The sequence below is a fragment of the Kitasatospora sp. NPDC051170 genome, assembly GCF_044455705.1.
Lineage (GTDB): Bacteria > Actinomycetota > Actinomycetes > Streptomycetales > Streptomycetaceae > Kitasatospora.
Genome location: NZ_JBITFA010000008.1, coordinates 14,931 through 41,537 on the forward strand (window position 1 = coordinate 14,931; position 26,607 = coordinate 41,537).

Here is a 26,607-nt window from a genome sequence, read left to right on the forward strand (position 1 = left end):
GGAGGTTCGGTCCGATACTGGCCGCATGACGAGCGTCGCGAACGGCACGGGTGTGGCTCGGCGGACGGTGCTGTGGGCGGGGCTGCTGGTGACCGGGTGTGCGGGTGCTGGGGGAGGGAGGCCGGGCCCGAGCGGGACTCCCACCGGGACGCGGGAGGCCGTCCAGGCTCCCGCGCAGGTGCCGCTGCCCGGCCCGGCGCTCTGGCAGCCCGGGCCGGATGAGCTGCAGCCGGACGTCAAGCGCCGCGCCGTCGAGGTGGTTGCCGCCGTGGCCGCCTGGCCGGTCGGCGGGCAGGGGGTGGAGGCGGCCCGTCGGCGGGTGGTGGTGCTGGGGCTGCCGGGCGGGCTGGTGGAGCAGGCGCAGGGGCTGATCACCGGGGAGCCCGAGGCCACGGTCGAGGTGGTGGACGCCCAGTACGGGGGCCTGCTGGACGACTCGGCGAGCGTGCTGGTCGTCTGCCGCCGTTGGACGCGCGGCCCCGACGGGTCGGTGGTGGAGGGTGGCACCACCGTGGACGTCCGCCTCAGCCGCGCCGAGCCCCGCTGGACGGTCACCGAGTTGCACCCGGGCGCCCCGGGGGCGGCCGCCGCCACCCCCGCCCCGGCGGTGGCCAGGGTGCTGGCCGAGCCGAGGATCGAGCTGCCGCCCGAGGCGGTGGCGGATCTGCGCAGCGGTGCCGTGCACGACAGCGTGCTGGAGGCGATGCTGCGCCTGGCCGGCCCGTACGCCTTCTCGGTGAGCGTGGTGCGCAGCGGGCACCCGTTGGACGTGTTCGGGACGACCCGGCCCAGCGACCATCCGCTGGGCCGGGCCTTCGACGTGTGGCGGATCGACGGTCACCCCGTGGTGGACCGGGCCACGTCCCGCGGCCTGATCGAGCAGTTCATGCGGGACGCGGCCGCCGCCGGTTCGTACAACGTGGGCGGGCCGCTGGCGGTCCAGGGCGGCGTCGGCAACCAGTTCTTCACCGACGACACCCACCACGACCACGTCCACGTCGGTTTCAAGAGCTAGCAGGAACTGGCTAGTTGACGTTGACCCCGCTCCACGCCGCCGCCACGGCGGTGTACTCGGCGCTGCCGGAGCCGTACAGGTCCCGGGCGGCGTTGAGGGAGGCGGCGCGGGCGCCCTTGTAGTTGGTCGTGGAGGTCATGTAGACGGTCAGCGCGCGGTACCAGATCTTGGCGACCTTCTGGTTGCCGATGCCGGCCAGCGAGGAGCCGTTGCAGGTGGGGCTGTTGTAGGTGACGCCGTTGACGGTCTTGGTGCCGCTGCCCTCGCTGGCGAGGTAGAACCAGTGGTTGCCGACGCCGGAGGAGTTGTGGACGTCGAGCTTGCCGACGGAGCTGCTCCAGCAGTCGGCGGAGCGGCCGTCGAGGGAGGGCTTGTCGAAGCGGCGCAGCCACGGCGGGGTGGACTGGTCGCTGAACAGGTAGTCGCCCTTGTCGACGGAGTTGTTGGCGTACCACTCGACCATGGTGCCGAAGATGTCGCTGGTCGACTCGTTGAGGCCGCCGGACTCGCCGCTGTAGCGCAGGTTGGCGGTGGCGCTGGTGACGCCGTGGGTCATCTCGTGGCCCATGGTGTCGAGGTCGACCTGCTCGGGGTCGGTGGTGCCGTCGCCGTCGCCGGTCATCATGCAGAAGCAGGCGTCGGACCACTGGGCGTTGTCCCAGTTGGTGCCGACGTGGACGAAGACGGTGGCGCCCTTGCCGTCGTTCTTGATGCCGCTGCGGCCGTGGACGTTCTTGTAGTAGTCGTACGTCCAGGCGGTGTTGGCGTGGGCGTCGACGGCGGCGGTGGAGCGGTCGGTGGAGAACTTCTTGCCGTCGCCGAAGACGTTGGTGGTGCTGGTGAACGCGGTGCCCGAGGTGGCCTTGATCGAGCTCGACGAGAGGTTGTGGGCGTCCTTGGTGACGTGGCCGCGGATCGGGTCGGTCAGGGTGTAGCCGCCGGAGACGGGGGTGGTGTCGACGGTGACCGTGCCGGTGTACTCGGAGTTCCCGGTGCCGGTGGCCTGGTGCTCGGCGTCGTACGCCTCGATCTGCTCGCCGGTGGTGGCGTCGGTGACGACGACGCGGCCGGCGGGCTGGCCGTGGTCGCCGGTGCCCTCGACGGTGGTGCGCCAGGCGAGGCGGGGCGTGCCGTCGGCGGCCCAGACGACGAGTTCGGGGGTGCTGACGGCGTCCCGGACGCCGAGGGCGGCGGTGAGCGCGTCGGCGGCGCCGCTCTGCGCGGGCACCTTGGGGACGGTGGAGGCGACGGCGGGCTGGTGGGCGGCGGCGCGGGTGCTGTCCTTGAGCTTGCCGCGCGCGTCCTGATGGACGACCAGGTCGCCGCCGACGACGGGAAGGCCCTGGTAGGTGCGGTCGAAGCGGACGTGGGAGGCGCCGTCCGCATCGAGGACGACGTCCTTGAGGACGAGGTCCTGGCCCGCGCCGAAGCCGAACACCCCGGCGTTGCGGGCGACGTTGGCGCGGGCCTGGGCTATCGCGGCCTCGCGCATGCCGGGCGCGGCGGAGGCGGTGGTGGCGGGGACGGTCACGGCTGCGAGGGCGGCGACGACGGCGACGGCGGCCGCCGTGCGGGCACGCCGGAGGGAGGTGGGGGACACGCAGGCTCCAAGTGGGGTGGAGATGCAGGGAGTAGAGCTGCGAAGAGATTGACGGTGATCGGTCACGAGCAGCTAGAGGAAAAGTCATAACTTTGCCAAGTCGTGTCCTGCTCAAATCAAAAGTGATCAGTAACTAACCAACAGCTGATCGGTTTTCAGCAGGACTCCGAGCGGGCCGCGAACCGGTGGTTGTACGGTGCACCCATGAGCTCGTTCTCCCCCCTGCTGCGCACCCGTGACGTCGACGTCGTCCGCGACGGGCGCCACCTGCTGCGCGGGATCACCCTGAGCATCGAACCCGGCGAGCACTGGGCCCTGCTCGGCCCCAACGGCGCGGGAAAGTCCACGCTGCTCTCGCTGCTCGGCGCCGTCTCCCACCCCACCCGCGGCGAGGTCGACGTGCTCGGCCGGCGCCTCGGCCGGGTCGACATCCGCGAACTGCGCGCCCACCTCGGGCACGTCAACCCCCGCCACCCGCTGCGCTCCCCGCTGACCGTACGGGAGGTGGTGCTCACCGGGTACGCCGGCACCATCGAGCCCGACCTGCACCGCAAGCCCGCCCCCGAGGCCGTCGAGCGCGCCGAACTCCTCATCGGCACGCTCGGCATGACTGCGATGGCCGACGCCCCCTGGACCACCCTCTCCCAGGGCGAGCGTGGCCGGGCCCTGATCGCCCGCGCCCTGATGCCCAGCCCCCGGCTGCTGCTGCTCGACGAACCCGCCACGGGCCTCGACCTCACCGCCCGCGAACTGCTGCTGGACAGCCTCGACCTGCTGCGCCACCAGCACCCCGAGCTGGCCAGCGTGCTGGTCACCCACCACCTGGAGGAGCTGCCCGAGAGCACCACCCACGCCCTGCTGCTGCGCGGCGGCGAGTGTGTGGCCGCCGGGCCGGTGGACGAGGTGATGACCACGGAGCTGATCAGCGAGACCTTCGGCCACCCGATCCGCATCAGCCGCCACGAGGGCCGCTGGACGGCCCGGGCGGCGACCCGCCGGATGCCGGAGAGGTAGACCCGCGCCGGAGCGGTGGTCGCGCCGGATGCCGGAAAGGTAACGGTCAGGGGGGTGGGTGTCGAAGGTGAGGCATCCCTACGTAAGGTATGCCTCAGCTAAACGCGGAACGCCGATCCGTCCGGCGGCCCGCTCCCATGGCACCCCCCTGCCCTTTTCCGTTGGAGCCCGCATGTCCGCCCGTCGTCGTTCCGCCGCAGCCGTGCTGCTCTCCCTCGCCGTGGCGACCGCCGCCCTGTCCGGCTGCTCCGCCAAGAAGGACGACAAGGCCGGCGGCGACGCGGACGCGGTCAAGGTGAACGCGACCGACACCGCCTGCGAGGTCTCCAAGACCACCTTCCCGGCCGGCCACGTCGTCCTGGACATCGCGAACAAGGGCTCCAAGACCACCGAGGTCTACGTCTACGGCGAGGGCGACAAGATCGTCACCGAGCGCGAGAACATCGGCCCCGGCACCAAGGCGAGCATCAACGCCGAGATCAAGGCCGGCTCGTACGAGATCGCCTGCAAGCCCGGCATGGTCGGCGACGGCATCCGCCAGAAGATCACCGTCACCGGCGGCGAGAGCGGCAGCGCCGCCGCCCCGGCCGACCCGCGGCTGACCGCCGCCGTCGACGCGTACCGCAAGTACGCCCAGGAGCAGGCCGACGCGACCATCCCGGCCGTCGAGTCCTTCGCCGGGGCGATCAAGGCCGGCGACGTGGAGAAGGCCAAGTCCCTCTACGCCCCCTCGCGCACCGGCTGGGAGCGCACCGAGCCCGTCGCGGAGAGCTTCGGCGACGTGGACCCGAAGACCGACACCCGCGAGGACAAGGTCGAGCAGGGCAAGCCGTGGACGGGCTGGCACCGCCTGGAGAAGGCCCTGTGGGCCGACGGCAAGGTCGGCGACGAGGAGAAGACCCTCGCCGACCAGCTGGTCAACGACCTGAAGGACTGGCAGAAGAAGATCCCCTCCGCCGAGATCACCGCGACCAGCATGGCCAACGGCGCCAAGGAGCTGCTGGACGAGGTCGCCACCAACAAGATCACCGGCGAGGAGGACCGCTACAGCCACACCGACCTGGCCGACTTCCAGGCCAACGTCGAGGGCGCGCTGAAGGCGTACGAGCTGCTCAAGCCCGTCGCCTCGGCGAAGGACGCGGAGCTCGCCAAGACCCTGGACTCCGAGTTCGCCGCCATCAACGCCCTGCTCGCGAAGTACAAGCAGGCGGATGGCACCTTCACCTCCTACGACAAGGTCACCGAGGCCGAGCGCAAGACCTTCTCCGACGCGGTCAACTCCCTCGGTGAGCCGCTGTCGAAGCTGGCCGCCGCCGTGGTCGTCAAGTAGGTCGTCGAGTAGGTCGTCAGGTAGGTCGTCAGGCAGGTCGCCGAGCAGGTCGTCGAGTAGTCGACCCGGCAGCCGAGCAGTCCCACCCCACCGAAGCCGTGGCCGCCCGAACCGGGCGCCACGGCCTCCGCGGGTCCAGTAGCAACCAGCACAACGAGAAGGGTCCGGCCCGCCGATGGACGCCGAGAACGAGCAGCAGAACCAGTCGTCGGCTGGCAGCAACGTCAGCCGCCGAGCCGTCATCGGCTGGGCCGGCGCGGGAGTCGCCCTCGGCGCCGCCGCCGTGGGCTCCGTCGCCGCCGCCACCCGGCAGGACGATGCGGCCCCGGCGGCCGCCCCCGCGCCGACCGCCGCGGAGGTGCCCTTCTACGGCGAGCACCAGGCCGGCATCGCCACGCCCGTCCAGGACCGGCTGCACTTCGCCGCTTTCGACGTCTCCGAGCGCGCCACCAGGGAATCCCTGGTGAAGATGCTCAAGGAGTGGACGAAGGCCGCCGCCGCGATGACCGGCGGCCGCGAGGTCGGCACCGGCGCCGCGACCGGACTGCCCGAGGCGCCCCCGGACGACACCGGTGAGGCCCTGGGCCTGCCCGCCTCCCGGCTCACCCTCACCATCGGCTTCGGCCCGAGCCTGTTCGAGAAGGACGGCGTGGACCGCTTCGGCCTCAAGGCCAAGCGGCCCGAGGCGCTGATCGACCTGCCGGGCTTCAAGGGCGACAAGCTCGACCCGCAGCGCAGTGGCGGCGACATCTGCGTGCAGGCGTGCGCCGACGACCCGCAGGTGGCCGTGCACGCCATCCGCAACCTGGCCCGCATCGGCATGGGCACCGTCGGCATCCGCTGGTCCCAGCTCGGCTTCGGCAAGACCTCCTCCACCACCCCGGACGCGCAGACCCCGCGCAACCTGATGGGCTTCAAGGACGGCACCCACAACATCGCCGGCACCGACGACGCCAAGCTCGGCGAGCACGTCTGGGCCGCCCCCGGCGACGGCGCGGACTGGATGACCGGCGGCTCCTACCTCGTCGCCCGGCGCATCCGGATGCACATCGAGACCTGGGACCGCACCGCGCTCAAGGAGCAGGAGGACGTCTTCGGCCGCACCAAGGGCGAGGGCGCCCCGTACGGCAAGGCCAAGGAGCACGACGCCCCCGACCTGAAGGCGATGCCCGCCGACTCGCACGTCGCCCTCGCGCACCCCGACGCCAACAACGGCCTGATGATCCTGCGCCGCGGCTTCTCCTTCACCGACGGCACGGACGGCCTCGGCCGCCTCGACGCGGGCCTGTTCTTCCTCGCCTACCAGCGTGACACCCGCAAGGCGTTCGTCCCCCTCCAGCAGCGGCTCGCGGGCAGCGACAAGCTCAACGAGTACATCCAGCACGTCGGCTCCGCCCACTTCGCCTGCCCGGCGGGCGTCCGCAAGCCGGGGGAGTGGTGGGGTCAGGCCCTGTTCGGCTGACCCATGGTCGTTCCCGGGTCGATCCCGGGTCGGCCCCAGGCTGATCCCGGGTCGTTCCCGGGTTGATCCCGCTCCCACCCCCCACACCCCGAGGAGTCAGCCGTGTTCGGCAACTACCTGATCGGCCTGCGCGAAGGTCTCGAAGCCAGCCTGGTCGTCTGCATCCTGATCGCCTACCTGGTCAAGACCGGCCGCCGGGACAAGCTGCCGCCGGTGTGGCTCGGCGTCGGCTCGGCCGTGGTGCTCTCCATGGTCTTCGGCGCGGTGCTGCAGTTCGGCTCCTCGCAGCTCACCTTCGAGGCGCAGGAGGCGCTCGGCGGCTCGCTGTCGATCATCTCCGTCGGCCTGGTGACCTGGATGGTCTTCTGGATGCGCCGCACCGCCCGCCACCTGAAGACCGAGCTGCACGGCAAGCTGGACGCGGCGCTCGCGATGGGCACCACGGCCCTGGTGGTCACCTCCTTCCTGGCCGTCGGCCGGGAGGGGCTGGAGACGGCGCTGTTCATCTGGTCCGCGGTGCAGGCCACCGACGACGGCTGGAACCCGCTGGTCGGCGCGGCGCTGGGCCTGCTCACCTCGGTGGTGCTCGGCTGGCTGTTCTACCGGGGCGCGCTGAAGATCAACCTGGCGAGGTTCTTCACCTGGACCGGCGCGATGCTGGTCGTGGTCGCCGCGGGCGTGCTCGCGTACGGCGTGCACGACCTCCAGGAGGCCGGCTGGCTGCCGGGCCTGCACTCGACGGCCTTCGACATCTCCAGCACCATCCCGAAGGACAGCTGGTACGGGACGCTGCTCAAGGGCGTGTTCAACTTCCAGCCCGACCCGACGGTGCTCCAGCTGGTCGTCTGGCTGCTCTACCTGGTGCCGACCCTGGCCGTCTTCTTCGGCCTCCTCGGCGGCGGCAGGTCCAAGCCCGCGAAGCCCGTCGAGGCCAAGCCGGCCGGCGCCGAGCCGGCCGCCTGACCGGCGCGTTCACGCGCAGGAGCCCCCGGAGGATTCTCGGAATCCGTCCGGGGGCTCCTGCGCGTGCGGGCGCGGCTACGCGCTCACCGAGCGGCCGACCTGGCGGCGGGTGGCGCCGGGGGCCGGTCTCCTCCCGCGGTATGACCCGCCCCGGAGGACCAAAGTCACCCGGGGTCTACTCCACCGAGACGCCGAAGGCCGTCGCCAGCCCCGCCAGGCCCGCCGTCACCGTGCGGCCCGACGGCTCGAACCGCCAGCCGCCCCGCGCCCGCCGGAACGAGCCCAGCAGCATCGCCGAGTCCGGCACGCCCCCGTTGGCGCCCGGCCAGCGGGCCGGCCCGTCCGCGCCCGGAGCGTACGAGGCCCCCACCGCCAGCCCGTACACCTGGCCCAGCGGCAGCGGACCGGGCTCCTCCTCCTCGGTGGAGACCGCGACCACCACCTCCTGCACCGCCGTCGGCAGCCGCAGCAGGTCCACGCTCAGCCGGGCCTCCCGCACCGGCTCGCCCGGCACCGACCGCGTCGGGTGCAGCCGCACCGCGCCGTCCGGATCCTGCGGGTTGTTGAAGAAGACGAAGTGCTCGTCGCTCAGCACCCGCCCGCCCGCGCACAGGAAGGCCGTCACATCCAGCTCCACCGCGCCCCCGGTCGCGGCCCGGCTCTGCCAGCTCACCGTCAGCGCGCTCTCCGCCGCCTCCTCCCGCGGCGCCTCGGCGGCGGGCGCCGGACCGCCGCCGAGGCGACCGCGCAGGCCCTGCTCGGCCAGCAGGTCCACCAGCTCGGGGCCGGTCACCAGCGTCAGCGGCTTGCCCTCGATGTAGGCGTACGAGCCCCGGCCGAAACCCGCGGTGGTGACGAGGACGCCCTTGATCGCGCCGTGGTGGCGCACCGTCGACTCCAGGTCCCGCACGGCCGTCGGCGGCACCGTCTTCCGGTACCGCTTGGCCTGGATGACGATCTTTCCGCCCGTCACCGGATCCAGGTCCTCGGCCACCACGTCCACGCCGACGTCCCCGCTGCGGGCCGTGGTCATCACGCGGAAACCGCGCAGCCGGAACAGCTCCGCGATCAGCTCCTCGAACTCGATCGGGTCCATCTCGAAGAGGTCCGGATCGCCCTCCCCGCCCTGCCCCGCCACACTGCCGCTCACCTGCTCCGGCAGCCGGCCCGGCTTCACCTCGTCCAGCCGCTCCGGACGCGAGGACAGCTTGCCGCCCAGGCCCACCAGGCAGTCCACCGGAGCCACCCGGTCCAGCGCCAGGGCGGCGAAGTCCGCACGGGAGGCCGTCAGCGTCGACAGGAAGCGCTCCGCCTCCCGGCCCGTCGCCGGATCGATCCCCTGCACGAAGCCGTTCACCACCACCGAGTCCAGCAGGCCGTCCCGGTCCGCCCGGAACAGCTCCGCCGCCACCCGCAGCGCCGACTGCGCCAGCACCTCCTTGTACAGCGCCTTGCGCTCCGCCGCCGGGCGGGCCACCTCCGCCTCGCGGTCGTCCGACTTCACGTACCGCACACGGGCCGCCGCCGGCACCACGTCCGGGCCCGGCAGCTCCCAGTTCACCACCAGCTCCCGGTTCGCCGCGTCCCAGGCCGCCACCAGCGCGTGCGGAAAACCCTCCGGCCAGGCCGCCGAGGCGTACAGCCCCGCCGAGAAGTACTCCTGCACGGCCTCCGGCTCACCCGCCCGCAGACGCTGCAGCAACTCCTCCGTGGCGGCCGCCCGCTTGGCGTCCTCCCGACGGAAGCGCTCCGCCCACGCCAGGTACTCCTCGTGGTAACCGGCCAGCCGCTGCTGGCGCTCCGCCTCCCTCGCCTGCGCCGCGTACCAGTCCCGCTCGAACTCGGCCCGGGCCTGCGCCAGGTACTGCTCGTACTGGCGCCGCACCCCGGGGTCACGGGCCTGGACGGCGTCCGGCGGCGTCACGTAGTACTTCGGATCACGCTGGTCCGGCATCGCCACCGCCACACCCAGCGGACCCGGATCGAACGGCGCCATCGGGGGCGCCGCCAACAGCACCTGCGGCCCGAACGCGGGCGCCGCCAGACCGGCCGCCAGCAGACCGCGCAACTCCCCGACCCTGGCGTCCAGTTCGGCCGTCCGCTGCGCCGCCTCCGCCTCCCGCGACTGCTGGTAGGCGGCCTTCGCCTCCCGCTCGTCACGGGTGGCCGCCCGCTGCGCCTCCCGCTGGTCACGCTCGTGCCGCCGCAGCTCCGCCGCCTCGGCACGCCAGCGGGCCTCCTCCCGGCGCTGCTGCTGCCGCTGCGCCTCCGCCCAGATCGCCAGCACCCCGCTGTTCCGCCGCCCCGCCACCGTTCCACCCCATTCACGTCACCGCGCTGTCGCGCTCGGCCACAATAGAACGCCCGGTGAACCCGCCGCGACCTGCGCATCCCGCCCGGGCGCTGGACACCGGGACCGGGGTGGGTGAGGATCGCCAGGAAGCCTACTCCGGGGGAGAGTTCATGCAGCACAACGCCCTTCGCCGCCTCGCCGTGGCCGCCGCCGCTGCCGCCGGCATCGCCGCCCTGACGGCCGGCGCGGCGCACGCCGACTGGCCCAGCGGCAACAGCGCCCCGCCCGCCGGGCAGTGGACCCGGACGGCCAGCCCGGACACGGGCAACACGTACGGGGCGTTCTCCGTCGGGGTCGGCCGGTCCGCTTAGGCCCTCTCCTTCGGATCCTGCCGGGTGATCGACGGGATCCCGCACCGGGGGCGGGCCGGTGCCGCCCGCCTGCGCAAAGGTTCACGCGGCGGGCGCCCACCGGCCTTCGACGAGGAGCGGGATCCGCTCACCAAGCCACGGGCAGTGACCGCATCCCGTAGATGAACGACTCGGTGCGGAACTCGCGCTCGCCGGTCAGCCGCAGCCCCGGCAGCCGGCGGAACAGCGTCTCCAGGGCGATCTGGAGTTCGGCGCGGGCCAGCGGCTGGCCCAGGCACTGGTGCACGCCGAAGCCGAACGCCAGGTGCCGCCGGGCGTCCCGCTCCAGGTCCAGTTCGTCCGTCGCCCGACGGCCGGCGCCGCCGAACACCGCCTCCTCCCGGTTGGCGGTGGAGAGCATCGCCATCACGCCCTCCCCGGCCCGGACGGTGACGCCGCCCAGCTCCACGTCCTCCAGCGCCACCCGGGGCAGGCCGGTGTGCACGATGGTCAGCAGCCGCAGCAGCTCCTCCACCGCGCCCGGCAGGGTGGCCGGGTCGGCCAGGCCGGGGATCTGCTCGGGGTGCTCCAGCAGCAGCGCCGTCGACAGCGAGATCATGTTCGCGGTCGTCTCGTGCCCGGCGACCAGCAGCAGCACGGCCATGCCGGCCACGTCGTCCGGGGTCAGGTCGTCCCGCGCCGCCAGTCGGCTGAGGGCGTCGTCCTCCGGCTGCGCGCGCTTGCGGGCCGTCAGGTCGCGCAGGTACGCCCGGACCTCCTCCTGGGCCTCCCGGAGCTGCTCCACGGTGCTCTCCCGGCTGAGCATCGTGCGGCTCAGGCCCTGGAAGCGGTCGTGGTCCTCGTACGGCACGCCGAGCAGCAGGCAGATCGCCAGCGAGGGCACCGGCAGCGCGAAGTCGGTGACCAGGTCGGCCGTGGTCCGGCCCGCGGTCATCCGGTCCAGTGTCTCGTCCACGATCCGCTGGATCTCCGGGCGCAGCGCCTCCACCCGCTTGACCAGGAATTCCCCGGTGATCATGCGGCGCTGGCGGGCGTGCTCGGGGTCGTCGAGCCGCAGGAAGTCCGGATTGTCGGTGATCAGCTCGCGAGCGCCGGCGATCAGCAGCGGGAAGGCCGGGTGGCGTATGTCGGCGCTGAACCGGCGGTCGGACAGCACGGTACGGACCTCGGCGAAGCCGGTGACCAGCCAGCAGAGGTCGCCGTCGGGCAGCTCGGCCCTGGTCACCGGCCCGGTGGCGGCGGCCTCGGAGTACGCGGGCGGCGGGCCGAACGGGCAGCCGCCGGAGTGCCGGGCCGGCAGCAACGGGACGGCGGGGGCGGTGGGTGTGGTGGTCAAGGCGGGGGTTTCCTCACGTCGCGGGTTTCCTCGTGGGGTTCAGGGAGCCCAGGAAGGTGCCCAGCGGCCCGTCGGGCCGGCGGCGGGGGGTCCGTCAGGCCCCGGTGTGCGGGGGCTCGTCCCCGGTGACGGTGATCGCCCGGCCCGGGCAGAGCTCGGAGGCGAGTCTGACGTCGTCGAACTGCTCGGGCAGCAGGACGGTCCGACGGAGCCTCACGAGACTGTCCCGGTCGTCCTGGTCGAAGACCTCGGGGGCGTTCGTCACGCACATGCCGGAGCTACAGCAACGGTCCCGGTCGACGCTCACCTGCATGTCGGGCACCTTTCGCCAGGGCGGCGCCGGCTGCCCGGCGGCCGCCTCTCGTTGTCCCGGTCAACCTAGCCGCCGCTGGTCCGCTTACGGAGGGGTACGGTGGCCGGATCGAGAATGGCTGATTCGGCCCCTGTGTCTGAACCCCGGTGCGGCGTAGTGCGTTTCAATCGGCGGTACTTCGCCGCGCTGGTCATCCGGCTCCGCTCATGAGCGCGCGGGCACCCGCTCTGTCGGTGCCACCGGGTAGCCTCTCTCCTTTCGATCCGCTCCACGTGAGGAGAGGCGTGACGATCGGGGTGCAGCGTCCCGGATGGATGTCGACCGGCCTGAGCTGGCACGGCGGCCGCGCCCTGCTCGGGGCCGTCTCCGGCGCCCGGGTGCACGAGCGCGCGGTGGAGCCGGGCGCCGAGGTCGGCTGGCTGCTGCACGGCCCGCGCCGGTGCGTCGGGGCCTGGCTGGCCGGGGCGACGGAGCGCACGTCCTGCCCGCACCACGCGACGGTCGCCCCGGACGGCGGTGCCACCCAGTGCCCGGCCTGCCAGAGTGTGGACCGGGGCCTCGCCCTCGCCCGGGACCAGATCCTCGACGACGGCCGCACCTACCTGCTCTACCTCGCCTGGTTCGGCGAGGGCCTGCTCAAGGTCGGCCTCACCGCCGAGCAGCGCGGCGACAGCCGCCTCCTCGAACAGGGCGCCCTGGCCTACGCGTTGACGGCCCGCGGCAGCCTGCCCGCCGTACGCCGCGCCGAACTCACCGTCTCCGCCTCGGGAATGGCCCGCGAACGCCTCAAATCCCGTCTCAAGGTGGACCACTGGTGGCGCCACGGCGACGAACCGCACCGCCGCACCGTTCTCACCGAGGCCCGCGACCGCGCCCACCGCCTCCTCGACGGCCACGCCCTGGAGCTCTTCACCGACCGCCCGGTGGTCGACCACGTCGACCGCTTCGGCCTCACCACCGGCGCCCCCGAGTCCTACGGCGAGATCACCGCCCTCACCGACGGCGCCGTCATCGCCGGAGCCCTGCGCCCACCCGTCGGCCGCCACCTCTTCCTCGACCAGCCCGCCGGCGCGCCCCCGCTCCTCCTCGACACCCGCCGCCTCACCGGCTGGACCCTCACCCCCGCCGCCGCCCGCCCCACCGAGGGCCTCACCATCGAACACCGCCTCCGCCCGCCCGAGCCCGACACCCAGGAAGCGCTGTTCTGACCGGGCCGCTCCGCCCGGTGGGGCGAACTCCTCAGGAGCTCGTGCTCAGCCGAGCTTTCCCCGCACCCCGCCCGGCCCCGACCGGGCCCGGCGCGACAGCGGCGGCCGGGACGGGCGGACGTCGCCGCGGCCCTGGGCGGCGACGGGCTCACTCTGGTCGGCGGCCCGCCGCGCCAGCGCGGCGCGGGCGGCGGCCAGGGCGACCCGGGCCAGCAGCGGGTCCTCCCGCAGGCCCTCCGCCCGTTTGGCGCCCTGGCAGGCGGAGCACCACACGGGCGAGGCGGGCCCGTCCGGGTAGCTCATGTTCTCGGGCGGCAGGTAGTGCCCACCGCACTCGACGCACTCGAAGACCAGCCTCATCCGACGATCACCGTTCCCGATCCGTGGCACCGACCGCAGGGTGACCAGTACTCGTGGACCCTGGGCACCATGCTTCCTTCCTCGTCCAGATCGACCGTCGCCTCGGTCTTCTGGGTCCCCCCGGACCCGCCGCAGCCGGAACAGGACTGAACCTCGGGCATATGCCGTCCTCCCGTAGCGGAGGACCACCGTAGCGCGAATTCCCGGGAACGAGCACCGCTGCCGCCGATCCACCACCCGTACGGGGAGCGTGAGATGGAGCCACGCGCCCCCATCGGCATCAGGACGCACGTCGGCCCCTCGCGATGAGCCTGGGATGCGTCTGACGATTCCCGCCGCGAGGGGCCGACCGTGAAGAGGGAGCCTCAGCCGCCGAGGGAGGCGCGGAGGAACTCCCGGTTCAGGGTGGCGATGCCGGTCAGGGGGATGCCCTTGGGGCAGGCCGTGGCGCACTCGCCGGTGTTGGTGCAGCCGCCGAAGCCCTCGGCGTCCATCGTGCCGACCATCTCGCGCACCCGGGAGGTGCGCTCGGGGCCGCCCTGCGGGAGGACGTTGAGGTGGACGACCTTGGCGGAGGTGAAGAGCATCGCCGAGCCGTTGGGGCAGGCCGCCACGCAGGCGCCGCAGCCGATGCACTCGGCGTGCTCGAAGGCGAGGTCCGCCACCTCCTTGGGGACGGGCGTGGCGTGGGCCTCGGGGGCGCTGCCGGTGGGGGCGGTGATGTACCCGCCGGAGCCGATGATCCGGTCGAAGGCGGAGCGGTCCACGACCAGGTCCTTGACCACCGGGAACGCGGCGGCCCGCCAGGGCTCGACGTCGATGGTGTCGCCGTCCTCGAAGTGCCGCATGTGCAGCTGGCAGGTGGTGGTGCGCTCCGGGCCGTGCGCCTGCCCGTTGATGACCATGCCGCAGGCGCCGCAGATGCCCTCCCGGCAGTCGTGGTCGAACGCGACGGGCTCGTCCCCGCGCAGGATCAGCTCCTCGTTGAGGGTGTCGAGCATCTCCAGGAACGACATGTCGGGGCTGATCCCGGACACCTCGTACGTGGTCATCGAGCCGGCCGACTCCGGGCCCGCCTGGCGCCAGATGCGAAGGGTGAGGTTCATGCGTAGCTCCGCTGGGTGGGGTGGACGTGTTCGAAGGCGAGGGCTTCGCGGTGGAGGACGGGGGCGGTGCCGGTGCCGGTGAACTCCCAGGCGGCGGCGTAGGAGAAGGTGTCGTCGCGGCGGGCGGCCTCGCCTTCGGGGGTCTGGCTCTCCGTGCGGAAGTGGCCTCCGCAGGACTCGGCGCGGTGGAGGGCGTCGAGGCACATGAGTTCGGCGAGTTCGAAGTAGTCGACGAGCCGGTTGGCCTTCTCGAGGGACTGGTTGAGCTCCCGGCCCGTGCCGGGGACCTTGATGCGGCGCCAGAACTCCTCGCGCAGTTCGGGGATCCGGGCGAGGGCCCGCTTGAGGCCGGCTTCGTCGCGGGCCATGCCGCACTCGTCCCAGAGGAGTTCGCCGAGTTCGCGGTGGAAGGAGTCGGGGGTGCGGTCGCCGTCGACGGCGAGGATCAGGTTGAGCCGGTCCCCGACCTCGGCCTCCGCCTCGGTGACGGCGGGGTGGTCGCCGGGGACGGCGGGCAGCGGGTGGCGGGCGAGGTAGTCGTTGAGGGTGGGCGGCAGGACGAAGTAGCCGTCGGCGAGGCCCTGCATCAGGGCGCTGGCGCCGAGGCGGTTGGCGCCGTGGTCGGAGAAGTTGGCCTCGCCGATGGCGAACAGGCCGGGTACGGAGGTCTGGAGGTCGTAGTCCACCCAGAGCCCGCCCATCGTGTAGTGGATCGCCGGGTAGATGCGCATCGGCACCTGGTACGGGTCCTCGGCGGTGATGCGCTCGTACATCTCGAAGAGGTTGCCGTACTTGGCCTCGACGGCCGCCCGGCCGAGCCGGCGGATGGCGTCGGCGAAGTCGAGGTAGACGCCCTGCCCGCCGGGGCCGACGCCGCGGCCCTCGTCGCAGACGTTCTTGGCGGCGCGGGAGGCGATGTCGCGGGGCACCAGGTTGCCGAAGGAGGGGTAGATGCGCTCGAGGTAGTAGTCGCGCTCCTCCTCGGGGATCTGCGCGGGCGGGCGGGTGTCGCCCTGGGCCTTGGGCACCCAGATGCGGCCGTCGTTGCGCAGGGACTCGCTCATCAGGGTGAGCTTGGACTGGTGGTCCCCGGAGCGCGGGATGCAGGTGGGGTGGATCTGGGTGAAGCAGGGGTTGGCGAAGTGGGCGCCGCGCCGGTGGGCCCGCCAGATCGCGGTGGCGTTGGAGTTCTTGGCGTTGGTGGAGAGGTAGAAGACGTTGCCGTAGCCGCCGCTGGCGAGGACGACGGCGTCGGCGGTGTAGCTGCGGATCTCGCCGGTGACCAGGTCCCGGGCGACGATGCCGCGGGCCCGTCCGTCGACCACGATCAGGTCGAGCATCTCGGTGCGCGGGTGCATCTCCACGTTCCCGGCGGCGATCTGCCGCGAGAGCGCCTGGTAGGCGCCGAGCAGCAGCTGCTGGCCCGTCTGGCCGCGGGCGTAGAAGGTGCGGGAGACCTGGACGCCGCCGAAGGAGCGGGTGTCGAGCAGGCCCCCGTACTCGCGGGCGAAGGGCACGCCCTGGGCGACGCACTGGTCGATGATCTCCACCGACACCTGGGCGAGCCGGTGCACGTTGGACTCGCGGGCGCGGAAGTCGCCGCCCTTGACGGTGTCGTAGAAGAGGCGGCGGATGGAGTCGCCGTCGTTGCGGTAGTTCTTGGCCGCGTTGATACCGCCCTGGGCGGCGATCGAGTGGGCCCGGCGCGGGGAGTCCTGGAAGCAGAACTGGACGACGTGGTAGCCCTGTTCGGCGAGGGTGGCGCCGGCGGCGCCGCCGGCCAGGCCGGTGCCGACGACGATCACGGTGTGTTTGCGCCGGTTGGCCGGGTTGACGAGTTTCGCCTGGAAGCGGCGCTCGTCCCAGCGCTGTTCGATGGGCCCGGCGGGGGCCTTGGTGTCGGTGACCGGGTCGCCGATCGTGTAGTCGAGGTAGCTCACAGGACGACTCACTGGACGACTCCGATCATCACGGCCACGGGCACGGACACGAATCCGCAGGTCAGCGCGAGGGCGAGGCCGTTGGCCGCGATCTTGAGGGTGCGGTCGCGGCGGGGGTTGTTGGCGCCGAGGGTCTGGGCGGCGCTCCAGAAGCCGTGCCGGATGTGCAGGCCGAGGGCGAGCACCGCGAGGATGTAGAACAGGGCGACGGGCCAGCGGTCGAAGGAGGCCACGATGTTCTGGTACGGGTGCTCGTGCTCGCCGGCGGGGTTCACGGTGCCGGTGGTGAGGTCGAGGATGTGCCAGATCACGAACAGGCCGAGGATCACTCCGCCCCAGCGCATCGTGCGGGTCGCGTAGCTGGCACGCCGGCGCCGGTGGGCGTACTTGGTGGGCCGGGCGGCGAGGTCGCGGCGGCTGAGCTGGTACGCGGAGACGCCGTGCGCGACGACGGCCGCGAGCAGGCCGACGCGGAAGATCCAGATCAGCCACTCGTAGCGCAGGAACGGCGTGCCGAGGGTGCGCAGCCAGTGGGCGTAGTGGTTGATCTCGGCCGGCCCGAAGAAGATCTGCAGGTTGCCCAGCATGTGGGCGACCAGGTACAGCAGCATGAGGAGTCCGCTGACGGCCATGACGGCCTTCTTGCCGACGGTCGACCGCCACAGGTTCAAGAGGAGGGACGGAGGGCGGCCCGTCCGCGTCGCGGTTGTCATGGCGGCAACGGTAGGGAGGTGCGCGGGGGTGCGTCCAAGACATGATGCGGCTGGTGACGATAGGCCCTGGCTATGGAGGCGCCGTACGCTGGGGGAATGCAGCTCCAGCAGCTCCGCTACTTCCTCGCCGTGGCCGACACCTGCCATTTCACCCGGGCCGCCGAGGCGGTGCGGGTGGCCCAGCCCTCGCTCTCCCAGCAGATCCGGTCCCTGGAACGGGAGTTGGGCGCGGAGCTGTTCCACCGTACGCGCGGCAACATCGCCCTGACCGACGCCGGGGACGCGCTGCTGCCGCTGGCCCGGCGCATCGTGGCGGACACCGAGAGCGCGCGCCTCGCCGTCCAGGAGACGGTGCAGCTGCGCCGGGGCCGGGTGCGGCTGGGGGCGCCGCCGAGCCTGTGCACCAGCCTGGTGCCGGACGTGCTGCGCGCCTTCCGGGACCGGCATCCGGGGGTGGCGATGGTGATCCGCGAGGGCGGCTCGCGCGACCTCGTGGGGCTGCTGGAGGCGGGGGAGCTGGACCTCGCGCTGGTGATCGCCCCGGCGGGCGGGGAACGGGCGGGCCTGGAACGGACGGGCGCGGAGCAGCCGGGCGTGACCGGGCTGCTGCACGAGGAGCTGGTGCTGGTCTCCGCGGAGCCTGCGGAACGAGCGAAGGTCCGGGTGGCGGAGCTGGAGGGGCGCCCGCTGGTGATGTTCCGGGAGGGCTACGACCTGCGGGAGGCGACGCTGGCGGCCTGCCGGGAGGCCGGGTTCGAGCCCGAGTTCGCCGTGGAGGGCGGGGAGATGGACGCGGTGCTCGGCTTCGTACGGGCGGGGCTCGGGCCGGCCGTGGTGCCGGGGATGGTGGCGGCCCGCTCGGGTCTGGCGGTGACGCCGTTCGCCGGCCCGGGCCTGGGGCGCACGATCGCCATCGCGCACGGCCACGGGCTGCCGCCGACCAGGGCGGCGGAGGCGCTGCACGCCACCTTGCTGGCGCATCTGCACGACGCGGCCCGGGCGGGTGAACTCCCGCCCGGGACACGGCTGTTGCTGTGAACGCCGTCAGGCGGGCAGAACGGCCTCGATGGCGGCGATCGCCTCGTCCGACTCCGGGTCCACGCGCGGGCGCAGGCGGGCGCTCACGGCGCCGTCCGGGGAGACGACGAACTTCTCGAAGTTCCAGGTGATGTCCCCGGCCTCGCCCTCGGCGTCGGCCGTCTCCGTCAGCCGGGCGTACAGCGGGTGGCGGCCCTCGCCGTTGACCTCGACCTTCTCGAACAGCGGGAAGGTGATGCCGTAGGAGGTGGAGCAGAAGGCCTGGATCTCCTCGGCGCTGCCCGGCTCCTGCCCGGCGAACTGGTTGCAGGGGAAGCCGAGCACGGTGAAGCCGCGCGCGGCGTAGCGGGCCTGGAGGCGCTCCAGGCCCCCGTACTGCGGGGTGAGGCCGCACTTGGAGGCGACGTTGACGATCAGCAGCGCCTTGCCCTTGTAGTCGGCGAGGGAGGTGGCCTCGCCGGCGAGGGTGCGCAGCGGGATGTCGTACAGGCTCACGGTGGTGGTCCTCTCGGAGGGTCGGCGGTATGCCCGTCAGAGCACACCGTACCGGCGCGGAGTACCGGCCCCGGCGCGGCGGCGCGGATCAGCGGACGAGCGGCCTGACGGCGGTCGGCGCGTGCTCCGGGAGGGTGGCGAGCTCCTCGAACTCGTTGACCTTGTCGATGTCGGCGGCGGCCATGGAGATGTTGGTGACCCGCTCCAGGACCGCCTCGACCACCACCGGGACGCGGAACTCGGCGGCCAGCTTCTTCGCCTCCTCGAAGGCGGGCAGCAGCTGGTCGGGCTCGGTGACGCGGATGGCCTTGCAGCCCAGGCCCTCGACGACCTTGACGTGGTCCACGCCGTAGACGCCCAGTTCGGGGGAGTTGAGGTTCTCGAACTCCAGGTTGACCTGGAAGTCGATCTCGAAGGCGCGCTGCGCCTGGCGGATCAGCCCCAGGTAGGAGTTGTTGACCAGCACGTGGACGTACGGGATGCGGTGCTGGGCGCCCACCGCCAGCTCCTCGATCATGAACTGGAAGTCGTAGTCGCCCGACAGTGCGACGACCTGCCCCCTGGGGTCGGCGGTGGCGACGCCGAGGGCGGCCGGGATGGTCCAGCCGAGCGGGCCGGCCTGGCCGCAGTTGATCCAGTGGCGCGGCCGGTAGACGTGGAGCATCTGCGCGCCGGCGATCTGGGAGAGGCCGATGGTGGTGACGTAGCGGGTCTCGGGGCCGAAGGCGCGGTTCATCTCCTCGTAGACGCGCTGGGGCTTGAGCGGCACGTCGTCGAAGTGGGTGCGCCGCTGGAGGGTGGCCCTGCGCTCCTGGGCGGAGGCGGCCCAGGCGCTGCGGTCCTTGAGGGCGCCGGAGGCCCTGAGCTCGCGGGCGGCCTGGACGAACAGCTCGAGCGCGGCCCTGGCGTCGGAGGCGATGCCGAGGGCGGGGGCGAAGATCCGGCCGATCTGGGTGGGGTCGACGTCGACGTGGACGAAGGTGCGGCCGGCCGTGTAGACCTCGAGTCCGCCGGTGTGGCGGTTGGCCCAGCGGTTGCCGATGCCGAGGACGAAGTCGGAGGCGAGGAAGGTCGCGTTGCCGTAGCGGTGGGAGGTCTGGAGGCCGACCATGCCGGCGTTCAGCTCGTGGTCGTCCGGCAGGACGCCCCAGCCCATGAGGGTGGGGACCACCGGGACACCGGTCAACTCGGCGAACTCGCGCAGGAGTTCGGCGGCGTCGGCGTTGACGACCCCGCCGCCGGCGACGATCAGGGGCCGCTCGGACTGCTGGAGCAGGGCGATGGCCTTGTCGATCTGGACGCGGTTGGCGGCCGGCTTGTGGACGGGCAGCGGCTGGTACGCCTCGGGGTCGAAGTCGATCTCGGTGAGCTGGACGTCGATCGGCAGGTCGATCAGGACGGGCCCGGGGCGGCCGGAGCGCATCAGGTGGAACGCCTGCTGGAAGACGCCGGGCACCTGCGCGGCCTCGAGCACGGTGGTGGAGGCCTTGGTGACGGGCCGGGAGATGGAGGCGATGTCGACGGCCTGGAAGTCCTCCTTGTGGAGGCGGGCGACGGGCGCCTGGCCGGTGATGCACAGGATCGGGACGGAGTCGGCGATCGCCGAGTACAGGCCCGTGATCATGTCGGTGCCGGCCGGGCCGGAGGTGCCGATGCAGACGCCGATGTTGCCCGCCTCGGCGCGGGTGTAGCCCTCGGCCATGTGGGAGGCGCCCTCGACGTGGCGGGCGAGGGTGTGGCGGATGCCGCCGGATGCCTCGAGGGCGGCGTAGAACGGGTTGATGGCGGCGCCCGGCACGCCGAAGGCGACCTCGACGCCTTCGAGCTTCAGGATCTCCACGGCCGCGCGGGCGGCTGTCATACGGGGCATCGGATCTCTCCTGCGTCGGCCCGCAGTGGGTCGGAGGGCTCATCTCCAGAATTCCACCATACGGAAGAACGGTTTCTGTATGTGGAATGAAAGTACGGCGAGGCCCGTGGGGTGTCAAGGGGACTTCAACGGATTGTTGAACGCCTGGGTGGCGGGCCCTTTCGTACAGAAGGACGAGGCTCGTGCCCGCGTTCCCGGGGAACCCCCGCCTCCGCGCCCGAAAGCGGACCTCGCGTGGAGTGCCGGTGAAGGCCCGGTGTCCGGGGTCGGACGGCCCGGCGCGGCTGGGTACCGTCGGTGCCACGCCGGGCCCGTGACGTCCGAACTGAGGCCGCGGCGGGGGGAGTTCGAGGCGCCCGGGGAGCGGGGGAGCTCCCGTGGGCGGCCGCCTTTCCAGAACCGCCTTCCCGAACCGCCGTCCACGGCCGCCGTCCGGAAGCGTCGCCCGGGACCGCAACCCCGCGGCCCGCCCGGCCGCCCCGCTGTCGCCCCCACCGCTGTCGCCCCCACCCGGGTGGTCCTCACACCCCGCTCGCCACGCGACGGCGCGCCCGCAGTGCCCGGGCGCGCGGAAGGAACGACTCCATGTGCTGTGACCCCACCCCCGTCCGCACCCTCACCCCCGCCCCCGCCCGCCGCCCGGCGGTGACCGGGTGACCGCGCCGGCCCGCCGCCACCCCCTCGCCGCGCTGCGCGCCGTGCCCTGGCGGCACGACCTGCCCGCCTCCCTCGTCGTCTTCCTGATCGCCCTGCCCCTGTGCGTCGGCGTGGCCGTCGCCTCCGGCGTCCCGGCCGAACTCGGGCTGGTCACGGGCCTCGTCGGCGGCCTGGTCGTCGGCCTGCTGCCCGGCAGCAGCCTCCAGGTCAGCGGCCCCGCCGCCGGACTGACCGTGCTCGTCGCCGACGCCGTCCGGACCTACGGCCCCGGCGCACTGGGCCTGCTGGTGCTCGCCACCGGGCTGCTCCAGCTCGCCATGGGCGCCCTGCGGCTCGGCCGCTGGTTCCGCGCCATGAGCGCCTCGGTGGTGCACGGCATGCTCGCCGGCATCGGACTGACCCTGCTCACCGGCCAGCTCTACGCCCTCGCCGACCGCCGCGCCCCCGCCACCGGCCCCGACAAGCTCGCCGGACTGCCCCACCTGGCCGCCGAGGCGCTCACCGGCGCCGCGAACCGCACCGCGCTCGCCCTCGGCCTGGCCACGGTGCTGGTCCTCCTCGCCTGGAAGCACCTGCCCCCGCGGATCGCCCGCGCCGTCCCCGCGCCGCTCGCCGCGGTCGGGCTGGCCGCCGCCGTCACCGTCGCCGCCGACCTGCCCGTGGCCCGGGTGCGGGTCTCCGGCTTGCTCGACGTCGTCCACACGCCCGAGGGCGCCGACCTCCAGGCGCTGCTGAGCACCGCCGGGCTCGGCACCGTCATCGCCTTCACCCTCATCGCCTCCGCCGAGACGCTCTTCAGTGCCGCCGCCGTCGACCGGATGCACCACGGCCCGCGCACCGACTACGACCGCGAACTCACCGCCCAGGGCGTCGGCAACACCGTCTGCGGGCTGCTCGGCGCCCTGCCGATGACGGCCGTGATCGTCCGCAGCGCCGCCAACGTCCAGGCCGGCGCCCGCACCAGGGCCTCCCGCTTCCTGCACGGCCTGTGGCTGCTGCTGTTCACCGCCCTGCTGCCCGCCGCCCTCGGGTACGTCCCGCTGGCGGCGCTGGCCGCCGTCCTGGTGCACGCGGGCGCCAAGCTCGTGCCCGTACGGCGGATCGCTGCGCTCTGCCGCGGGCACCGGGGGGAGGCGGTGGTGCTCACCGCGACGGCAGTGGCGATCATCGCCACCGACCTGTTCGAAGGGGTGCTCATCGGCGTCGGCCTGGCGGTGGTCAAGTCCGCCTGGCAGACCTCCCACCTGCAGATCGCCGTGGAGGAGGTGGTGCCGGAGACCGGGCAGCCGCTGCACCGCGTCCGGCTCAGCGGCAACGCGACCTTCCTGCGGCTGCCCCGCCTGCTGGACACCCTGGAACGGCTCCCCGCCGACCGCCCGGTGGAACTGGACTGGTCCGGCCTGCGCCACCTGGACCACGCCTGCACCCTCGCCCTGGCCTCCTGGGCCGACCAGCACCGCGCCCGCTCCACCGCCTCCCTGGCCGTCGACCCGCCGCTGCCGGCCGTCGGCTGAACGGCCATCGGCTGAACGGCCGTCTAGCCTGGTCGCGGCCCCGGGGATCCGGGGACGCGACCAGGCTAGGAGGAACGGTGATCGCAGCGTTTTCGGTGACCCCGCTGGGCATCGGCGAGGACGTGGGGGAGGCGGTGGCCGCCGCCGTCCGGGTGGTGCGTGCGAGCGGACTGCCGAACCGCACGGATGCGATGTTCACCAGCATCGAGGGGGAGTGGGACGAGGTGATGCCGGTGATCCGGGCGGCGATCGAGGCGGTGAAGGCGTACGGGGACCGGGTGAGCACGGTCATCAAGATCGACGACCGTGCCGGGGTCACCGACGGGCTCACCGCGAAGGTGGCCACTGTCGAGCGGTACCTCGCCGAGGGGTGAGCCCCGGCGCGGCCCCGGCTCGGAGATGCGTGCCGGCTCGGACCGTGGTGGCTCAGACCGTGGTGGCCGGCCGGGCGGCCGGCTCGGCCGCCGTGGCCTGGGTGCGGCGGGTCAGCAGCGCGTCCACCGAGTACGGGCCGGAGCCTATGAACGCGATGGCGAAGAAGGCCCAGCAGAACATCACCGAGGCCTCGCCGCCGTTCTGGAGCGGCAGCAGGGAGTGCTCCTGGTGGACGGTGAAGTACGCGTAGGCCATCGAGCCGGAGCTGAGCAGCGCCGCCCAGCGGGTGCCGGCGCCGACCAGGACGAGCACGCCGCCGACCAGCTGGATCAGGGCGGCCCACCAGCCCGGCCACTCACCGACCGGGACGCTGCCGCCGGACTTGGCCGCGCCGCCGAAGACGCCGAAGAGCGAGGCGGCGCCGTGGAAGGCGAAGAGCAGGCCGACGACGATCCGGAAGGCCGCCAGTACGTAGGGCTGGGCGGTCTCGGCCAGTTGCCTGGTGCTGGCTGGGAGGTTCGTGGACATGGGGAAGAGCCTCCAGTGCGGGGGAGGTTGAATGATGAACGGATCGGTAAACGTAGCCGTGCACGGGCCGCTTGGCAATGCTCAGTCAGCAAGCTGTCAAGGGGCGCAAGTTGGCCATTCTTGACCGATCGTTCTAGATGGGTCTAGGGTTCCTCTCATGGCACGCACCAAGGAGTTCGATCCGGACGCCGCCCTGCAGTCCGCACTGGAGCTGTTCTGGCGGCGCGGCTACGAGGCCACCTCGATGGCCGACCTGGTCGAGGGGCTCGGCATCGCCCGGGCCAGCCTGTACGCCACCTTCGGCAGCAAGCGCGAGCTGTACCTGCGCGCGCTGGAGCGCTACGTCGAGCAGCACGATCCCGCGCTGCTGGCCGAGCTGTCCCAGCCGGGCCCCGCGCTGCCGGCCGTGCGCGCGCTGGTGCGGCGCTATGCCGACACGGCAGGGGAGGAAGGGCGTCGCGGGTGCTTCGTGACCAATACGGTGATCGAACTCGCCGCGCACGACCCGGGGGTGGAACGGAAGGCCGCCGCCAGTCTGGGCAGCCTGGAGCTGGCGCTCACCGGCGCCCTGATGCGCGCCCAGGCGCAGGGCGAGCTCTCCCCGGGGCGGGAGCCGCGGGCGCTGGCGCGGATGCTGGTGGTGCTGCTGCAGGGCATCCGGGTGGTCGGAAAGACCGTGGACGGGGGCCCGCGGGTGCTGGACGCCGCCGAGCAGGCGCTGGCGCTGCTGGACTGACGAGATGTCAATCATGTTACGGGGGTGGGATTTTGCATGCCCTCATTCTGGACCGATCGTTCTTGAAGGGGGTAAGGATTGTGCATGACGCTGCCAGGGCCGGTCGCTCCGGCTTCGCGCTGCTCGGTGTCGTCCAGGCGACGCTGATCTTCACGATCATGATCCTCTCGGTCCCGTTGCCGCTGGTGGCGGGCGAACTGGGGCTCGGCCCGGCCGGACTCCTGCTGCTGAACGCCGTCTACGGACTCTCCTTCAGCTCCCTGCTGCTCTTCGGCGGGCGGCTGACGGATCGTCGGGGAGGGCGCTCCGTCCTGCGGTCGGGCCTGCTCCTGTTCGCGGCCTCCTCCGTCCTGTGCGCGCTCGCCCCCTCCCCGGCCCTGCTGCTCGCCGGCCGCTTCGCCCAGGGCCTCGGCGCGGCCCTGATCGCCCCCGCGGCGGTGGCCGTCGTCCGGGAACTGCACCCGCGGGCGGCCGACTACCGCCGGGCGATGGCCACTTGGGGCGGCCTGTCGGTGCTCGGCGCCACCGTCGGCAACCTGCTCTCCGGGGCCGTCGCCGCCTGGGTGTCCTGGCGCTGGCTGTTCGCCGTGCCCGTCCTGGTCGCGGCCACCGCCCTCGCCCGCTCCGGCACGCTCCCGCAGAGCGCGCCCGCACCCGGCCGTAGCCCCGCCCGCACCGCCGGTCTCGACCTGCGCGGCGCCGCCCTCGCCACCGCCGGTGTCTGCGCCGCCAGTTGCGGCCTGGTCGCCTCCACCGGGTACGGCTGGCGCAGCCCCGCCGCGTACGCCCCCGTGGCGCTCGGCGCGCTCCTGCTGCTGGCCTTCGCCGCCGCCGAACGCCGCACCGCCGACCCGCTGCTGCCGCCCGGCTTCCTCGCCGAGCGGCGCCGGGCCACCGCGCTGGCCGCCGTCATGGCCACCGCCACCGGCACCGCGCTCAGCTCGCTGCTGATCGCCCTCTACCTCCAACAGCAGCGCGGCTGGGGCGTGTTGGCCACCTCCGGCGCGTTCCTGCCCTTCGCCCTCACCCTCCCGGTGGCCGGCCGGATCGCCGGAGCGCTGACCGCCCGGCGCGGCCCGGTACCGGTCACCGCCGCCGGGCTCGCCCTGGCCGGCGCGAGCCTCGGCCTGCTGGCGGGCCTCGGGCCCGACAGCGGCTACGCCACCGGGCTGCTGCCCGGGCTGGTGCTGCTCGCCGCGGGCTCCGCCGCCTCCTTCGCCGGCGCCGCCGTGCTCGCCACGGCCGGTGTGCCGGCCGAGCGCACGGGCCTGGCCGCGGGCCTGTTCAACACCGCGATGGAGCTCGGCCCGGCCGCCGGAGTCGCCGCCCTGATGGCGCTCGCCGCCGTCCGGCCGGGTGTCGACGGCTACGCCCTGGCCTTCGCGGCCGCCGCCGTGCTGCTGGCGCTCACCGCCGCCGCGGCCGCCACCCTGCCGCGTACGGCCGCGGCCCCCGAGACCCTGCCGCATGCAGCGGCAGCACCCCAGACCCCCACGATCCGTTCCACCGAACACCACCGAGGAGTAACCATCATGACCACGCGTTTCGCCGACCGCTCCGTCCTCGTCACCGGCGCCGGCCGCGGCATCGGCCGTGCCATCGCCCTGGCCTTCGCCGCGGAGGGCGCCAACGTCGCCGTGGCGGGCCGCAGTGCCGGGCCGCTGGCGGAGACCGTCGAGCTGATCGAGCAGGCGGGCGGCAAGGCCGTCGCGATCACCGGCGACGTGTCGAAGAGCGAGGACGCCGCCCGGCTGGTCCGGGAGACCGTCGAAGCCTTCGGCGCCCTGCACGTGGCCGTCAACAACGCCGGGGTGCTGGCCGGCATGGGCAAGGTCGCCGACATCGACGAGGAGCAGTGGCGCTACCTGTTCGAGGTCAACGTGAACGGCACCCTGTTCGCCATGCAGCACCAGATCGCCCACCTGCGGGAGAACGGCGGCGGCGCCATCGTCAACGTCTCCTCCAACCTCGGCGCCCACAAGCGCCTGGAGGGCGCCGGAGCGTACGTCACCAGCAAGGCCGCCGTCAGCGCGCTGACCCGCTCGGCCGCCCGCGACCACGTCGCGGACGGCATCCGGATCAACCTGGTCAGCCCCGGCCCGGTGGCCACCGACATGTCGACCCGTACGGGCGAGAGCGAGGCCGAGAAGGCCGAGCGCATGAAGGCGGAGGTGCCGGTGGGCCGGGCCGGCGCGGTCGAGGAGATCGCCGCCGCCGTGCTGTACCTCGCCTCCCCGGAGGCCGGGTACACCGTCGGCGCCGACCTGGTCCTCGACGGCGGCGTCACCGCCTGACCGTAGGCCGAACCGGCTCGACGGCCCCGCACCGCAGGGCCGTCGAGCCGGTTCCGTAGCCCCGGGCCGGTTCCGT

At 73.1% G+C, this 26,607-nt stretch carries 23 protein-coding genes and 1 pseudogene; 13 read left to right on the forward strand and 11 right to left on the reverse strand.

The features are described from left to right. Nucleotides 1–25: 25 nt before the first annotated feature. Nucleotides 26–1,015 carry a hypothetical protein gene (locus tag ACIBCA_RS18075; RefSeq protein ID WP_396283883.1) on the forward strand — a complete coding sequence of 330 codons (990 nt, stop codon included), beginning with the start codon at nucleotides 26–28 and terminating at the stop codon, nucleotides 1,013–1,015. A gap of 10 nt (nucleotides 1,016–1,025) precedes the next feature. Here the strand turns inward: ACIBCA_RS18075 and ACIBCA_RS18080 are convergent, their stop codons facing one another. Beyond that, complete coding sequence (locus tag ACIBCA_RS18080) at nucleotides 1,026–2,615, reverse strand: M4 family metallopeptidase (protein WP_396283884.1); 1,590 nt, start codon at nucleotides 2,613–2,615, stop codon at nucleotides 1,026–1,028. Between the two features lie 204 nt (nucleotides 2,616–2,819). Here ACIBCA_RS18080 and ACIBCA_RS18085 point away from each other — a divergent pair, with 204 nt between their 5' ends. From ACIBCA_RS18085 to efeU, 4 genes are all read left to right on the forward strand, one after another. Beyond that, the gene (locus ACIBCA_RS18085) at nucleotides 2,820–3,629 is read left to right on the forward strand and encodes an ABC transporter ATP-binding protein (RefSeq protein ID WP_396283885.1); all 810 of its coding nucleotides are present in this window, start codon (nucleotides 2,820–2,822) and stop codon (nucleotides 3,627–3,629) included. A gap of 172 nt (nucleotides 3,630–3,801) precedes the next feature. Beyond that, the gene (efeO, locus tag ACIBCA_RS18090; RefSeq protein WP_396283886.1) at nucleotides 3,802–4,959 is read left to right on the forward strand and encodes an iron uptake system protein EfeO; all 1,158 of its coding nucleotides are present in this window, start codon (nucleotides 3,802–3,804) and stop codon (nucleotides 4,957–4,959) included. Nucleotides 4,960–5,134: 175 nt separating this feature from the next. Then, a complete protein-coding gene (gene efeB / locus ACIBCA_RS18095; RefSeq protein WP_396283887.1) occupies nucleotides 5,135–6,421 on the forward strand; it encodes an iron uptake transporter deferrochelatase/peroxidase subunit in 1,287 nt (428 codons plus the stop codon). A 102-nt stretch (nucleotides 6,422–6,523) separates the two neighbouring features. Continuing rightward, nucleotides 6,524–7,384: an iron uptake transporter permease EfeU gene (gene efeU / locus ACIBCA_RS18100; protein WP_396283888.1), complete on the forward strand. Its 861-nt coding sequence runs from the start codon at nucleotides 6,524–6,526 to the stop codon at nucleotides 7,382–7,384. A 175-nt stretch (nucleotides 7,385–7,559) separates the two neighbouring features. On the opposite strand, the gene ACIBCA_RS18105 is transcribed toward efeU, so the two are convergent. Next, nucleotides 7,560–9,695, reverse strand: coding sequence for a restriction endonuclease (locus tag ACIBCA_RS18105; RefSeq protein ID WP_396283889.1), 2,136 nt, complete (start codon nucleotides 9,693–9,695; stop codon nucleotides 7,560–7,562). A gap of 152 nt (nucleotides 9,696–9,847) precedes the next feature. On the opposite strand from ACIBCA_RS18105, the gene ACIBCA_RS18110 reads away from it, so the two are divergent. Next, a complete protein-coding gene (locus tag ACIBCA_RS18110; RefSeq protein ID WP_396283890.1) occupies nucleotides 9,848–10,048 on the forward strand; it encodes a hypothetical protein in 201 nt (66 codons plus the stop codon). A 127-nt stretch (nucleotides 10,049–10,175) separates the two neighbouring features. Here the strand turns inward: ACIBCA_RS18110 and ACIBCA_RS18115 are convergent, their stop codons facing one another. Beyond that, entirely contained in the window at nucleotides 10,176–11,384 is a 1,209-nt protein-coding gene (locus ACIBCA_RS18115; protein ID WP_396283891.1) for a cytochrome P450, read from the reverse strand. A gap of 94 nt (nucleotides 11,385–11,478) precedes the next feature. Beyond that, nucleotides 11,479–11,697, reverse strand: a complete 219-nt coding sequence (locus tag ACIBCA_RS18120; protein WP_396283892.1) for a ferredoxin — start codon at nucleotides 11,695–11,697, stop codon at nucleotides 11,479–11,481. A gap of 314 nt (nucleotides 11,698–12,011) precedes the next feature. Between ACIBCA_RS18120 and ACIBCA_RS18125 the strand changes: the two genes are divergently transcribed. Further along, complete coding sequence (locus ACIBCA_RS18125) at nucleotides 12,012–12,905, forward strand: DUF2797 domain-containing protein (RefSeq protein ID WP_396283893.1); 894 nt, start codon at nucleotides 12,012–12,014, stop codon at nucleotides 12,903–12,905. 45 nt (nucleotides 12,906–12,950) lie between these two features. On the opposite strand, the gene ACIBCA_RS18130 is transcribed toward ACIBCA_RS18125, so the two are convergent. The 4 genes from ACIBCA_RS18130 to ACIBCA_RS18145 form a co-directional block, all read right to left on the reverse strand. Next, nucleotides 12,951–13,265, reverse strand: a complete 315-nt coding sequence (locus ACIBCA_RS18130; protein WP_396283894.1) for a hypothetical protein — start codon at nucleotides 13,263–13,265, stop codon at nucleotides 12,951–12,953. A 365-nt stretch (nucleotides 13,266–13,630) separates the two neighbouring features. Beyond that, nucleotides 13,631–14,371, reverse strand: coding sequence for a succinate dehydrogenase/fumarate reductase iron-sulfur subunit (locus tag ACIBCA_RS18135; RefSeq protein ID WP_396283895.1), 741 nt, complete (start codon nucleotides 14,369–14,371; stop codon nucleotides 13,631–13,633). Next, nucleotides 14,368–16,311, reverse strand: coding sequence for a fumarate reductase/succinate dehydrogenase flavoprotein subunit (locus ACIBCA_RS18140; RefSeq protein ID WP_396284137.1), 1,944 nt, complete (start codon nucleotides 16,309–16,311; stop codon nucleotides 14,368–14,370). Before ACIBCA_RS18140 ends, ACIBCA_RS18135 begins: the two co-directional genes overlap by 4 nt. Nucleotides 16,312–16,319: 8 nt before the next feature. Next, entirely contained in the window at nucleotides 16,320–17,024 is a 705-nt protein-coding gene (locus tag ACIBCA_RS18145) for a succinate dehydrogenase cytochrome b subunit (protein WP_396283896.1), read from the reverse strand. Between the two features lie 96 nt (nucleotides 17,025–17,120). On the opposite strand from ACIBCA_RS18145, the gene ACIBCA_RS18150 reads away from it, so the two are divergent. Then, nucleotides 17,121–18,062, forward strand: coding sequence for a LysR family transcriptional regulator (locus ACIBCA_RS18150; RefSeq protein ID WP_396283897.1), 942 nt, complete (start codon nucleotides 17,121–17,123; stop codon nucleotides 18,060–18,062). Between the two features lie 6 nt (nucleotides 18,063–18,068). Here ACIBCA_RS18150 and ACIBCA_RS18155 read toward each other — a convergent pair whose 3' ends face one another. Both ACIBCA_RS18155 and gcl read right to left on the reverse strand, forming a co-directional pair. After that, on the reverse strand, nucleotides 18,069–18,557 hold the full coding sequence (locus ACIBCA_RS18155; RefSeq protein WP_396283898.1) for a glutathione peroxidase: 489 nt from the start codon (nucleotides 18,555–18,557) through the stop codon (nucleotides 18,069–18,071). An 88-nt stretch (nucleotides 18,558–18,645) separates the two neighbouring features. Next, nucleotides 18,646–20,427, reverse strand: a complete 1,782-nt coding sequence (gene gcl, locus ACIBCA_RS18160) for a glyoxylate carboligase (RefSeq protein ID WP_396283899.1) — start codon at nucleotides 20,425–20,427, stop codon at nucleotides 18,646–18,648. A gap of 653 nt (nucleotides 20,428–21,080) precedes the next feature. Here gcl and ACIBCA_RS18165 point away from each other — a divergent pair. Next, nucleotides 21,081–22,598 (forward strand): SulP family inorganic anion transporter, encoded by a 1,518-nt coding sequence (locus tag ACIBCA_RS18165; RefSeq protein ID WP_396283900.1) that lies wholly within the window; start codon nucleotides 21,081–21,083, stop codon nucleotides 22,596–22,598. A gap of 77 nt (nucleotides 22,599–22,675) precedes the next feature. After that, nucleotides 22,676–22,972, forward strand: a complete 297-nt coding sequence (locus ACIBCA_RS18170) for an MTH1187 family thiamine-binding protein (protein ID WP_380531236.1) — start codon at nucleotides 22,676–22,678, stop codon at nucleotides 22,970–22,972. Nucleotides 22,973–23,024: 52 nt separating this feature from the next. Here ACIBCA_RS18170 and ACIBCA_RS18175 read toward each other — a convergent pair whose 3' ends face one another. Next, entirely contained in the window at nucleotides 23,025–23,501 is a 477-nt protein-coding gene (locus ACIBCA_RS18175) for a DoxX family protein (RefSeq protein ID WP_396283901.1), read from the reverse strand. Between the two features lie 157 nt (nucleotides 23,502–23,658). Between ACIBCA_RS18175 and ACIBCA_RS18180 the strand changes: the two genes are divergently transcribed. The 3 genes and pseudogenes from ACIBCA_RS18180 (at nucleotide 23,659) to ACIBCA_RS18190 (ending at nucleotide 26,531) form a co-directional block, all read left to right on the forward strand. After that, nucleotides 23,659–24,237 (forward strand): TetR/AcrR family transcriptional regulator, encoded by a 579-nt coding sequence (locus ACIBCA_RS18180; protein ID WP_396283902.1) that lies wholly within the window; start codon nucleotides 23,659–23,661, stop codon nucleotides 24,235–24,237. An 80-nt stretch (nucleotides 24,238–24,317) separates the two neighbouring features. Then, nucleotides 24,318–25,544 (forward strand): annotated as a pseudogene (locus ACIBCA_RS18185) (MFS transporter); the annotation flags it as partial. A 225-nt stretch (nucleotides 25,545–25,769) separates the two neighbouring features. Continuing rightward, on the forward strand, nucleotides 25,770–26,531 hold the full coding sequence (locus tag ACIBCA_RS18190; protein WP_396284138.1) for an SDR family NAD(P)-dependent oxidoreductase: 762 nt from the start codon (nucleotides 25,770–25,772) through the stop codon (nucleotides 26,529–26,531). Nucleotides 26,532–26,607: the final 76 nt, after the last annotated feature.